This window comes from Bacillus sp. DNRA2 (genome assembly GCF_012843265.1).
GTDB lineage: Bacteria > Bacillota > Bacilli > Bacillales > Cytobacillaceae > Bacillus_BU.
On the sequence record NZ_JABAIT010000003.1, the window covers coordinates 186064 to 198840 of the forward strand.

Annotated in this window: 13 protein-coding genes; 10 read left to right on the top strand and 3 right to left on the bottom strand. The window is 40.1% G+C overall.

Going from position 1 to position 12777, the window contains the following annotated elements; genetic code table 11:
- The first annotated feature begins 2 nt into the window (after positions 1 to 2).
- Both hfq and spoVK read left to right on the top strand, forming a co-directional pair.
- Complete coding sequence (hfq, locus tag HHO41_RS04630) at positions 3 to 236, top strand: RNA chaperone Hfq (protein ID WP_169095962.1); 234 nt, start codon at positions 3 to 5, stop codon at positions 234 to 236.
- A gap of 146 nt (positions 237 to 382) precedes the next feature.
- Entirely contained in the window at positions 383 to 1333 is a 951-nt protein-coding gene (spoVK, locus tag HHO41_RS04635) for a stage V sporulation protein K (RefSeq protein ID WP_169095964.1), read from the top strand.
- A gap of 283 nt (positions 1334 to 1616) precedes the next feature.
- Here the strand turns inward: spoVK and HHO41_RS04640 are convergent, their stop codons facing one another.
- Positions 1617 to 2255: a trimeric intracellular cation channel family protein gene (locus HHO41_RS04640; protein WP_169095966.1), complete on the bottom strand. Its 639-nt coding sequence runs from the start codon at positions 2253 to 2255 to the stop codon at positions 1617 to 1619.
- 201 nt (positions 2256 to 2456) lie between these two features.
- On the opposite strand from HHO41_RS04640, the gene hflX reads away from it, so the two are divergent.
- The 4 genes from hflX (at position 2457) to glnA (ending at position 6985) form a co-directional block, all read left to right on the top strand.
- Entirely contained in the window at positions 2457 to 3716 is a 1260-nt protein-coding gene (gene hflX, locus HHO41_RS04645; RefSeq protein ID WP_169095968.1) for a GTPase HflX, read from the top strand.
- A gap of 15 nt (positions 3717 to 3731) precedes the next feature.
- Positions 3732 to 5003 (top strand): methionine gamma-lyase family protein, encoded by a 1272-nt coding sequence (locus HHO41_RS04650; RefSeq protein WP_169095970.1) that lies wholly within the window; start codon positions 3732 to 3734, stop codon positions 5001 to 5003.
- 223 nt (positions 5004 to 5226) lie between these two features.
- Entirely contained in the window at positions 5227 to 5616 is a 390-nt protein-coding gene (locus HHO41_RS04655; protein WP_211171042.1) for a MerR family transcriptional regulator, read from the top strand.
- A 31-nt stretch (positions 5617 to 5647) separates the two neighbouring features.
- Positions 5648 to 6985: a type I glutamate--ammonia ligase gene (glnA, locus tag HHO41_RS04660; RefSeq protein WP_169095974.1), complete on the top strand. Its 1338-nt coding sequence runs from the start codon at positions 5648 to 5650 to the stop codon at positions 6983 to 6985.
- Positions 6986 to 7135: 150 nt separating this feature from the next.
- Here the strand turns inward: glnA and lexA are convergent, their stop codons facing one another.
- The gene (gene lexA, locus HHO41_RS04665) at positions 7136 to 7759 is read right to left on the bottom strand and encodes a transcriptional repressor LexA (protein WP_169095976.1); all 624 of its coding nucleotides are present in this window, start codon (positions 7757 to 7759) and stop codon (positions 7136 to 7138) included.
- A 149-nt stretch (positions 7760 to 7908) separates the two neighbouring features.
- Here lexA and yneA point away from each other — a divergent pair, with 149 nt between their 5' ends.
- The 3 genes from yneA to HHO41_RS04680 are packed head-to-tail and all read left to right on the top strand — an operon-like array spanning position 7909 to position 9192.
- Positions 7909 to 8223, top strand: coding sequence for a cell division suppressor protein YneA (gene yneA, locus HHO41_RS04670; RefSeq protein ID WP_169095978.1), 315 nt, complete (start codon positions 7909 to 7911; stop codon positions 8221 to 8223).
- Positions 8224 to 8225: 2 nt separating this feature from the next.
- On the top strand, positions 8226 to 8915 hold the full coding sequence (locus tag HHO41_RS04675) for a YneB family resolvase-like protein (protein ID WP_169095980.1): 690 nt from the start codon (positions 8226 to 8228) through the stop codon (positions 8913 to 8915).
- 43 nt (positions 8916 to 8958) lie between these two features.
- Positions 8959 to 9192 (top strand): DUF896 domain-containing protein, encoded by a 234-nt coding sequence (locus tag HHO41_RS04680; RefSeq protein WP_169095982.1) that lies wholly within the window; start codon positions 8959 to 8961, stop codon positions 9190 to 9192.
- 108 nt (positions 9193 to 9300) lie between these two features.
- Here the strand turns inward: HHO41_RS04680 and HHO41_RS04685 are convergent, their stop codons facing one another.
- Positions 9301 to 10506 carry an MFS transporter gene (locus HHO41_RS04685; protein ID WP_169095984.1) on the bottom strand — a complete coding sequence of 402 codons (1206 nt, stop codon included), beginning with the start codon at positions 10504 to 10506 and terminating at the stop codon, positions 9301 to 9303.
- Positions 10507 to 10706: 200 nt separating this feature from the next.
- On the opposite strand from HHO41_RS04685, the gene tkt reads away from it, so the two are divergent.
- On the top strand, positions 10707 to 12707 hold the full coding sequence (tkt, locus tag HHO41_RS04690) for a transketolase (protein WP_169095986.1): 2001 nt from the start codon (positions 10707 to 10709) through the stop codon (positions 12705 to 12707).
- The last annotated feature ends 70 nt before the right edge of the window (positions 12708 to 12777 follow it).

Genomic DNA, 12777 nt, shown 5'->3' on the forward strand with positions numbered 1-12777 from the left:
TAATGAAAACATCCATTAATATCCAAGACCAATATTTAAACCAACTCCGCAAGGATGGAACGAATGTCACTGTATTTTTGTTGAACGGATTTCAATTAAGAGGCCAAATTAAAGGTTTTGATAACTTTACGGTCTTATTTGAATCTGAAGGTAAGCAACAATTAGTTTACAAACACGCAATTTCTACTTTTGCCCCTCAACGTAATGTACAATTGGATTTAGAAGGCGCTCAATAATCCTTCTTAAATAGATGCTTAAAAACGATTCACTTTCATAGTGAGTCGTTTTTTTTATTTGTTAAAGTCCAATTAAACATAATGAACGTTGGAGGACGTGAATACATTTATAAGAGGAGTCCCGTTTTAAAAGTGAGGTGAAAGCTTTGGACCAACCAATGCGAATGAAAAATAATGGACAAATCAGCATCGTGCTTAACTCACAAAAGCGAAATGAGTTAACAAAAACTCTCCCTGACTTATCAAACGTTGTTCCAAATAGCATTCCCCCTGAGCATACAGCCTTAAAGGAAATTGAGGAAGAGCTTGGAGCACTCGTTGGTATGGATGAAATGAAGCGAATGATTAAAGAAATCTACGCCTGGATATATGTGAATAAAAAAAGAGCGGATATTGGATTACGTTCAGAAAAACAGGCCCTTCATATGATGTTTAAAGGAAATCCCGGAACCGGAAAAACGACGGTTGCCAGGCTCATCGGCAAACTGTTCTTGAAAATGAATGTTCTCTCAAAAGGGCATTTAATTGAAGCGGAGCGGGCTGATCTCGTTGGTGAATACATTGGTCATACCGCCCAAAAGACGCGGGATCTCATCAAAAAATCACTCGGCGGTATTCTCTTTATTGATGAGGCCTATTCACTTGGGCGCGGTGGTGAAAAGGATTTTGGAAAGGAAGCCATCGATACGCTTGTAAAGCATATGGAGGATAAGCAGCACGAATTCATCCTCATTTTAGCAGGATATTCACGGGAAATGGATTATTTCTTAAGCTTAAACCCCGGCTTGCATTCGCGTTTTCCACTTGTGATTGATTTCCCTGATTATTCAATTGATCAGCTGATGGAGATTTCCGGGTTAATGCTGAAGGACCGTGAATATGTCCTAAGTCATGAAGCTGAAAAAAGGCTTCGCAGTCATCTGGCATATGTGAAAACTGCGCACAGCCCAAGCGGCTTTTCCAATGGCCGCTATGTCCGAAACATTATCGAAAAATCAATCCGGTCCCAATCAATGAGGTTATTAATGCAAAACAGCTACGACCGTCACGAGCTCTTAACGATCAGAAGCAACGATTTGGTGCTGGAGGAAGAATGATGAAACTTTGAAAAGAAGGTATTGGATGTTTCTTTTGGAGTTGAGCGGAGCGTAGCGGACATCTATTCCTTTATTATTGATTTTAACGGTGGATTTTGCGCTTTGGGGGACATGAGATGCCTTATTTCGCTTAAAATAGTGACTCTGGCTTGATTTTTAGGCAAATAGCGAACCCCATGTCCGATAATATCCCCATATGAGCATTTTTTATGAAAATAACGAACTATATGTCCCCACAAAAAACCGCATGGACGCCATCATGGTCCATGCGGTTTTCATTACGTTAATATTCCTGTCCTCTAACACTTTGGAGCTTTTTTTGCGGTGACATACTGCGAATCGGCAACTTCCAATCATAAGTATAAGAAAGAATCCGCAATGCCGTGATAATGACAAACAAAACGTACAGCTCAAGTCCTGTTTTAGCCATGCCAAGTCCGATAGCAGCACCAGCTATTATGGCCCAAAGCCCGTAAATTTCTTCTTTTAAAACAAGTGGTTTCCGTTTTGCTAGCAGGTCACGGATAATTCCTCCGCCAGCACCTGTTAAAATGGCTGCAACGATTACGGCGCTTATAGGGTGATCCATTTTAACCGCATAAAGGGCTCCCTGAATCGCAAACGCCGACAAGCCGAGGGCGTCAAAAAAATTACCCCAGCGCTGCCAATGGGCAAGCAATCGATTGGGAAACATAAAGATGATCGTTATCGAAACAATGGCAGTAGTAAAATATATACCTTGATCCCAGAGGGCAGACACGGGAACGCCAATCAATAGATTCCGGATCGCTCCACCACCAAATGCGGTGACAATGCCCAGAATATAAACTCCTAATATATCATATTCCTCTTCCATTGCTACAAATGCTCCGCTGGCAGCAAAGGCAATTGTACCAATCATGCTTAAAACTTCCCAGGTCATTTCGTGTCCACTCCCAGTTTATTGCAAATTTTCAAAAAGTGACAATTTAGTGAATTCGATATAAAAATTTTAACATGGATAATCGGAATTTCAACTGTTTTCTTGGTGAAAAATGTTGAATAATAGTACATTAGGGAAATAAGGATAATTTTGTTATGATAGGGAGAGAATCAGAACTAAAAAAAGAAAGAGGGATTGCGATTGGAAAGACAAAGTGAGTTAGAAAAAGTCATATTAGTCGGCTGTCAAACTCCTGAAATCGACGACCTCCATTTTCAATATTCAATGGATGAGCTTACCTCACTGACCGATACGGCTAAAGGTGAGGTGTTAATCACTTTAAGTCAAAAGCGTGACCGGGTCCATCCGGCAACATACATAGGAAAAGGAAAGCTTGAAGAGTTAAAAGCGTTAGAGGAGGAATTGGAGCCAGATATCATTATTTTTAATGATGAATTATCTCCCACCCAAATTCGAAATCTATCGCGCGGATTTGAAGCACGCGTAATCGACCGGACTCAGTTGATTCTGGATATTTTTGCGCAACGAGCTCGTTCAAAAGAAGGGAAGCTTCAGGTGGAACTTGCTCAGCTTCAATATATGCTCCCTCGCCTTGTCGGACAGGGGACAGCTTTGTCCAGATTAGGTGCCGGGATTGGGACGCGCGGACCAGGAGAAACAAAGCTTGAGTCAGACCGTCGTCACATTCGCAGACGAATTGATGATATTAAAACACAGCTATCCGTTATCGTGGGACATCGTGAGCGTTACCGAGAACGGCGCAAGAAAAACAATGCCTTTCAAATTGCGATCGTCGGCTATACAAACGCTGGGAAGTCGACGTTGTTTAACCGATTGACGGAAGCGGAAACACTCGAAGAAGATCAATTGTTCGCAACGCTTGACCCAACGACGCGCAAGTTAATTTTACCGAGTGGCTATACGGCGCTCATTACCGATACAGTTGGATTTTTACAAGACTTACCGACAACTTTGATTGCGGCTTTCCGCTCAACTTTGGAGGAAGTCAACGAGGCCGATTTGCTGCTTCATGTTGTTGATAGCTCAAATCCTGATTATTTTCAGCATGAACAAACCGTTTCTGGGCTGTTAGAAGAACTCGAAAATCAGCATTTGCCGCAATTAACGGTATATAACAAACGGGATATTATGAGCTCGGAATTTGTGCCCACCGCTAAAACTGAAACAATCGCCATCACCGCCTTTTCCGAAGAAGATAGACAAAAATTGAAGCAAAAGATTGAAGACATCATTATTGGAATGATGGAGGCTTATCATGTCCTGATTCCATCGACAGAAGGCAAGCTTCTTTCGCAATTAAAAAATGAAACAATCTTGCGGGAGCTTGTATTTGCCGAAGATGTGCAAATGTATGTCTGTAAAGGGTTTGCCTATCAAAATCAAACCATTGCCGGACAGTTGAAAAAATACTCAGTTTAAGATAGGGGAAGAAAGATGTATCAACAGTTAGTTCATGGGGAAGCACTACAAATGTTAGTGAATCAAGTTGAAACGCAAATTTCCGCGGTTCACAAACAAATCGACGAAAGGATTGAAACCAATCAATATCGTGTTTTAACAAGCTACCAAAATAACAGAGTCAGTGATTCACATTTTATCCCATCAACAGGATATGGATATGATGATATCGGTCGCGATACGCTGGAAAAAATTTATGCTGAGGTTTTTGGAGGCGAAGCGGGGCTAGTACGTCCGCAAATCATCTCTGGAACTCATGCGATTTCGATTGCCCTATTTGGAATTCTACGTCCAGGCGATGAATTGCTTTACATAACCGGTAAACCTTACGATACTCTTGAGGAGATCGTCGGAATCCGCGGCAATGGCGTTGGCTCATTAAAGGAGTTCGGAATCTCTTATCAAAGCGTTGACCTGACTGACAGTGGAGAAATTAATTTTGAAGCGGTAGCCTCAGCGATTAAGCCAAACACAAAAATGATTGGCATCCAGCGTTCTAAAGGATATGCGACAAGACCTTCGTTTACGATAAGTGAAATTAAAGAAATGATCCAGTTTGTTAAAGAATTAAAGCCTGATGTTGTTGTTTTTGTAGACAATTGCTATGGAGAATTCGTTGAGGATTTAGAGCCATGTCACGTCGGTGCTGATTTAATGGCGGGTTCTTTAATCAAAAATCCTGGTGGAGGTATTGCAAAAACAGGTGGCTATATTGTTGGAAAAAAAGAATATGTTGAGGCCTGCTCCTATCGAATGACCTCACCAGGGATTGGCGCCGAAGCCGGGGCATCCCTATATAGTTTACAGGAAATGTATCAAGGTTTCTTTCTGGCTCCCCATGTAGTTGGGCAAGCGCTCAAAGGCGCGGTGTTCACTGCGGCGATGCTCGAGAAGCTTGGAATGAATACGCAGCCGAAGTGGAATGCGACAAGAACTGATTTAATCCAATCCGTTCAATTTGATGATCGTGATAAAATGGTGGCATTTTGTCAGGCGATTCAATACGCTTCTCCAATCAATTCACACGTCACACCGTATCCGAGCTATATGCCAGGCTATGATGATGATGTGATTATGGCAGCAGGAACCTTTATTCAAGGTGCTAGCATCGAATTAACCGCAGATGGTCCAACGAGACCACCATATGTTGCTTATGTTCAAGGGGGATTAACCTACTCCCATGTAAAGATAGCTGTGTGCATTGCGTTAAATCATCTGCTCGAGAAGGGCTATATCCAATTAATATAATAGAACTGCTAGATAATTTAAAAAATACTAGCATTTCCCTATTTTTAGTGTAAAATCAAAATCGGGAATCAACCATTTTCCGTTTCGGAAAATAATTTTATTAAATGATGTTAAAAAACCTAACATCTTATTGACATATTTTCTAACAATAAATATAATGTAAACAAGAAGTAACATACCAAGGAGGAGAAATCGATTGAGCGGTAGTCAAATTAGACGAACAATGCCGTTGTTTCCCATTGGTACGGTTATGCAACTCACGGATTTATCAGCCCGACAAATTCGTTACTACGAGGAGCATGAACTGATTTCTCCGGCACGTTCTGATGGGAAAAGAAGAATGTTTTCACTTAATGATATCGATAAGCTTTTGGAAATTAAGGACTTAATCGATCAAGGTGTAAACCTAGCAGGCATCAAGCAGATTTTTGCAAAAACTCAAGCAGAAGCAGTACAAACGCAAGAAATAACGCAAGAAACTGAAAAAGCAAGACGTGATTTGACGGATAGTGAAATCAGAAAACTGCTACGCAATGAATTGTTACAGGCAGGCCGCTTTAATCGCGGTGGTGGTGCACAACGACAAGGTCATATGTCGCGCTTTTTTCAATAATTTTTGATGTAAAAAAGGGAGGAAATCGAAAATGCATAAGAATTACACTAAAGAAGACATTTTCAGAATGGCTAAGGAAGAAAACGTAAAATTTATCCGCCTTCAATTTACAGATATCCTTGGAACAATCAAAAACGTAGAGATTCCTGTAAGTCAGCTTGAAAAAGCATTAGATAACAAAATGATGTTTGATGGATCTTCAATTGAAGGTTTCGTTCGAATTGAAGAATCAGATATGTACTTATATCCGGACCTAAGCACTTGGGTTATCTTCCCTTGGACTGCTGAAAAAGGTAAAGTGGCTCGTTTAATCTGTGATATCTATAACTCAGATTTAACTCCATTTGAGGGCGACCCTCGTAACAACTTAAAACGTGTTCTAAATGAAATGAAGGAATTAGGCTTCACAAACTTCAACTTAGGACCTGAGCCAGAATTCTTCCTATTTAAATTAGATGATAAAGGCGAACCAACTCTTGAGCTTAACGATAATGGCGGTTACTTTGACCTTGCACCAACTGACCTTGGTGAAAACTGCCGTCGTGATATCGTGCTTGAACTTGAAGAAATGGGCTTCGAAATTGAAGCATCTCACCATGAGGTTGCTCCTGGTCAGCACGAAATCGATTTCAAATATGCAGATGCTCTAACTGCATGTGACCAAATTCAAACATTCAAGTTGGTTGTAAAAACAATCGCTCGTAAGCATGGTCTTCATGCTACATTCATGCCAAAACCATTGTTCGGTGTAAACGGTTCTGGTATGCACTGTAACCTATCTTTATTCAAAGACGGCGAAAATGCATTCTACGATACAAGCAAAAACTTAGAATTAAGTGATGATGCACTTCATTTTATCGCAGGTGTTATCAAGCACGCTCACGGATTTACAGCGGTAACAAACCCAACTGTAAACTCTTATAAGCGTCTAGTGCCTGGCTACGAAGCGCCATGTTATGTTGCTTGGTCTGCTCGTAACCGTTCACCACTTATTCGTATCCCAGCTTCACGTGGTCTAAGCACTCGTATTGAAGTACGTAGCGTTGACCCAGCGGCTAACCCATACTTAGCGATGGCTGTATTATTAAAAGCTGGTCTAGATGGAATTAAGAACAAATTAACTCCTCCAGTTCCAGTTGACCGTAATATCTATGTCATGACAAAAGAAGAGCGTGTTGAAGCAGGTATCGATGATCTTCCAGCAACATTGGCAGTCGCTCTTGAGAACCTTCAAGCTGATGAAGTCATCACAGCTGGTTTAGGAGCTCACATTCTTGAGCACTTTGTTGAGGCAAAAGAGATCGAATGGGATATGTTCCGTACAACTGTTCACCAATGGGAAAGAGACCAATACATGAAAATGTATTAATCATTAGATTAATGATGAAAGATAGCCGAACTTGGCCTTGTGCTGAGTTCGGTTTTTCTATTTTTGGATAAAATAAAAAAATCCAAAACCCTTTAAAAGATTTTGGACCTTTTTACTAAAACAATCTATTAATTTATTAGAATCAAGTTCTTAGTGAATATGACGGTAAACTCCGATTACTTTTCCTAAAATCGAAACGTTTTGGAGAATAATAGGCTCTAACGCTGAATTTTCCGGTTGTAAACGAATATAGTCTTTTTCTTTGAAGAAACGCTTAACGGTAGCTTCGTCATCCTCGGTCATTGCCACGACAATTTCACCATTTGAAGCTGTTTTTTGCTGTTTCACAATAACGTAATCGCCGTCCAAAATTCCAGCTTCGATCATACTGTCTCCCATTACCTCAAGCATAAATACTTGGTCATCACCTGCAGCTAAACTTTCAGGGAGAGGGAAGTACTCCTCAACATTTTCAATTGCAGTGATTGGAGTTCCTGCTGTAACTTTCCCGACAACTGGTACATTAATCACGTTATTTTTAGGGATGTTGTTGTCTTCGTCAATATCCAATATTTCAATCGCGCGGGGCTTGGTTGGGTCGCGGCGAATAAGTCCTTTGCTTTCTAGTCGAGCTAAGTGGCCGTGTACGGTAGAACTTGATGCTAAGCCAACAGCTTCGCCAATTTCACGAACGGAAGGTGGATAACCTTTTTTTCTTACTTCATCTTTTATGTAATCTAATATATTCTGCTGGCGCTTCGATAACTTTGTCATACTTCCCACCTCATATGGTTTTCTAATTACTCCCATTATAACACAAGATTTCATGATAATACAAACATAAGTTCGAATTTCAGTTGACACAAACGAATGTTCGTAATATACTCTAAATAGAACATATATTCGTTTTAGGGGTGCTATTTATGAAATTAATTTGGAAACGTTATTCATATGTCATTGTCCTTATTGCCGTAAGTTATCTTGCAATTTTTGCTATTATACATAAGTTAGATAAAACAGATGAATTTATCAATATTACCGTACAAGAAGGGGAGTCTCTTTGGGTAATAGCCGAAAAATACTCAGACAGTCATGATATGACAGAGGAGGAATTTGTCCATTGGGTACAAGCTGAGAACGGTTTGTCCGAAGATGCAATATATCCAGGTGATCAACTGATGATACCTGTGCAGGATAAATTTACCTCTTCAGATGTGACGGTCCTTGCGGGTGAGTAACCATGAAACAAAGTAATGCAATCATATACTGTCGCGTCAGTACGACGAAAGACACTCAAGAAACCTCATTAGTAAGGCAGGAGGAAGAATTAATTCAGCTTGCTCGGCATCATGACTTTAAAATCATTAAGATTATTACAGAGAAGGCAAGTGGCTACGATTTAGAACGAGAAGGGATGTTGCAGCTGCTTTCAATGATAAAAGATGGTCAAATTGATGCCATCTTGATTCAAGATGAAACACGACTGGGTCGAGGAAATGCGAAAATCGTTCTGCTGCATTGTATTTTGAAAGAAGGTATTAAGCTATATTCAGTAGACCAAAATGGTGAGTTGCAAATTTCTGAATCTGATTCCATGGTTTTGAAAATTGTGGGGATGGTCGAAGAATATCAGCGGAAATTACATAATATCAAAATAAAAAGGGGTATCAATCGTGCTATAAAAAATGGATATAACCCCCTTAAAAATTTGAAAAATCAAGGCGAGCACGCTGGTAGAAAGCTTAAAGAGATCCCAATTGAAGAAATTATTAAGCTGAGACAGAATCAATTAACCTTTGCGGAGATCGCAGCGACACTAAGAGGATTTGGTTATGATGTGTCAAAGGCAACCGTCCATCGCAGGTACCAGGAATATATGGAAATAGGTCAAAATCAAGCACAGCAACTTGTCAAAAACAAAGACTTTTAGTAATATGGCATTTAGTTGACAGTTTTAAAAAGGAGTAAAGTAAATGCAACTAAATGAATTAATTGCTAGAATAAATGAACTTTCCAAGAAGTCAAAGACGACTGGATTGACTATCGAAGAGGCAAAAGAGCAATCGAAGCTTCGCGCAAAATATCTTGAAAACTTCCGCTCACAAGTACTTAATACGATGAAATCTGTAAAGATTATTGATCCTGAAGGTAATGATGTTACCCCAGATAAATTAAAAGCGTTAAAATCCAAAAAAAGTCTTCATTAAAAGAAAAAAAGGGGATGCATCGATTTAGATGATTCCCCTTTTTTTAAGTTTTTTTCCGCCACTCTGTGGTCTGTAGTTTTTAAAACGCCTCAATCTTCATTGTAAAAACTAAGCTAATTCCGTTTGCTTTGTTTCTTTCCCTAAGAATAAGACAGCTAATGCACCAATCACGATGGCGACCGTAAAGACCGTAAACATGGTCGGAATCGCAACCTCTCTAACCACGAGATATCCAACTAACAAAGGACCAAAGATACCGCCAATTCGTCCGAATGCTGCTGCCATCCCGGCTCCGGTCCCGCGAATCGCTGTAGGATATTGTTCAGGTGTGTAGGCATACAAGGCGCCCCATGCTCCTAAGTTAAAGAAAGATAACAGAATACCTGATGTGATTAGTAATCCTAAAGACTCAGCAAAGCCAAAGAAATAAGCGCTCACAGCAGTTCCGAGTAAGTATGTAACTAAAACAAATTTCCTACCTAAGCGTTCAATGAACCATGCTGCAGTAAAATAACCAGGAAGCTGCGCCAAAGTCATAATCAGTACATATTGAAAGCTCTTAATCAAGCTGAATCCCTTCATAACCATAACGCTCGGAAGCCACATGAACATCCCGTAATACGAGAAGACGACACAAAACCATAAAATCCACAGCGTTACTGTTTGCTTCGTATGGGGTTTAGCCCAAACTGAAATAATATTTTCCGTCATGCTCTTTTTGGTGCTGTTACTTTTTGCGATAAACTGTGGTGAATCGGGCAGTTTTAAACGCAAATACAGTGCATAAAACGCAGGTAAGGCACTAATGAGTAAAGCGATTTGCCAGCCGTATTTTGGAATAATAAAGAATGATATTAACGCTGAAATTAACCAGCCACCGGCCCAAAAGCTTTCCAAGAGAACAACGATCCGGCCTCTTTTCTCAGCAGGGACAATCTCTGAAACTAATGTCGAAGCAACTGGTAATTCTCCACCTAAGCCCATGCCGATAAAAAAACGGAGAATCATAAACATCGTTAAAGTTGTTGTAAGTGCCGAAAGACCACTTCCGATAGAAAAAAGTAAAAGCGTAATAATAAAGACATTTTTGCGGCCGATGCGGTCGGCCATTAACCCGAAAGTAAGTGCTCCAACAGCCATTCCAATCGAATTAATGCTGCCAATCCAACCCATTTGTTCTGTCGTTAAATTCCACTCTTTTTGCAGGGCTGCTATGATGAAAGACAGCATCCCGACATCCATCGCATCAAAAAGCCATCCTAAACCTGCGATTCCTAGTAGCCGTCTCTGTGAAACCGAGCTTGAGTTATTCATTTACATCTCCCCTTAGTTGTTTCTGAAATAAATATAGCATTATTTTGTCCAAATCTATTATAAGTAAAGTATTTTTTGTCATACTAACAGAGAAATCGACATTTTTTAAAAAAATAAACGGCTATTGGTTGTGAAAAAAAGCTTGTAACTATAATATAAAAGATGTGAAATCTTATGTTAATGAGGAAAGGATGAAAGAAATGTTTGAAAAAATCGATTCCTTATCGATAAATTCCATTCGCACATTGTCGATTGATGCGATAGAAAAAGCGAATTCCGGCCATCCGGGAATGCCGATGGGCGCAGCGCCAATGGCGTATACTTTGTGGACTCGCTATATGAATCATAATCCGAAAAACCCTAGTTGGTTTAATCGCGATCGCTTCGTGTTATCAGCTGGGCATGGGTCTGCGTTATTATACAGCTTACTCCATTTGTCTGGTTATGATCTATCTATGGATGATCTTAAAAATTTCCGCCAATGGGGAAGTAAAACACCAGGACATCCTGAATTTGGACATACTGCTGGTGTAGATTCTACCTCTGGTCCACTTGGACAAGGGATTGCAACCGCAGTTGGAATGGCAATGGCCGAAAGACACTTAGCTGCACAATATAATAAAGAAAATTATAACCTTGTTGACCATTTTACATATTCAATTTGTGGTGATGGAGATTTAATGGAAGGCGTTTCAGCTGAAGCTGCCTCTCTTGCTGCGCATCTTCAATTAGGCCGTTTAGTTGTATTATACGACTCAAATGATATTTCTTTAGATGGTGACTTACACAAGTCATTCTCTGAAAGTGTAGAAGGTCGCTTTAAAGCATACGGATGGCAATATATCCGTGTTGAAGATGGAAATGATGTTGCTGCAATTGCCAAGGCGCTTGAAGAAGCGAAGCAAGATTTGACTCATCCAACTTTAATTGAAGTCAAAACAGTTATTGGCTATGGTTCACCTAATAAATCTGGGAAATCAGATGTACATGGATCTCCACTAGGTGCCAATGAATTAAAATTAACAAAAGAAGCATATGAATGGACATTTGAAGAAGATTTCCATGTGCCAGAAGAAGTATATGCTAACTTCAAGCAGCTAGTTCAAGATAATGGCGCAAATAAAGAACAAGCATGGAATGACCAATTCGCTCAATATAAAGAAGCGTATCCTGAGTTAGCAAAACAATTTGAAACAGGTATGAAAGGTGACCTACCAGAAGATTGGTCAAAAGATATCCCTGTTTACCAAGAAGGCAAGAGTTTGGCTAGCCGTGCATCATCAGGAGAAGTTCTTAATGCGATTGCGAAAAATGTTCCATATTTCTTTGGTGGGTCTGCAGATTTAGCAGGATCCAACAAGACAACGATTAAAGGTGCTGGCGATTATTCTCGCGATTCATACGAAGGCCGTAACATCTGGTTTGGTGTTCGTGAATTCGCAATGGGCGCAGCTTTGAATGGTATGGCACTACATGGTGGTTTGAAAGTATTCGGTGGAACATTCTTTGTATTCTCTGACTATGTAAAACCTGCGATTCGTTTATCAGCTTTAATGAGTCTTCCAGTAACCTATGTATTTACACACGATAGTATCGCGGTTGGTGAAGACGGTCCAACCCATGAACCAATTGAGCAATTAGCTGGTTTACGTTCAATGCCGAATCTATCAGTAATCCGTCCAGCTGATGGAAATGAAACAGCTGCAGCTTGGAAACTTGCGCTTGAATCAAAGAATGTACCAACTGCGCTTGTTCTTACTCGTCAGGATTTACCAACAATTAAAGATACTGCTAATACTGCCTATGAGGGTGTATCTAAAGGTGCATACGTGGTGTCACCAGCATCTAAGGAAACTGCTGATGCGTTATTATTAGCTGCGGGATCTGAAGTTGGTTTAGCTGTTGAGGCACAAAAGGTTCTAGCGGGAGAAGGTATTGATGTTGCTGTTGTCAGCATGCCTTCATGGGATCGCTTTGAAAAGCAACCGAAAGAATATAAAGACTCAGTTATTCCGAAAAACGTTAAGAAGCGCTTAGGTATTGAAATGGGCTCTTCATTTGGATGGCATAAATACACTGGAGATGAAGGCGACGTTTTGGCGATTGATCAATTCGGTGCGTCTGCACCTGGTGAAAAAGTAATGGCTGAATACGGATTTACCGTTGAGAACGTTGTTTCTCGTCTAAAAGCTATTTTATAATAATAAAACCATAAAAAGGAACGAATCAATGATTCGTTCTTTTTTTATGGTTTTAAACGTAAAAAACGAC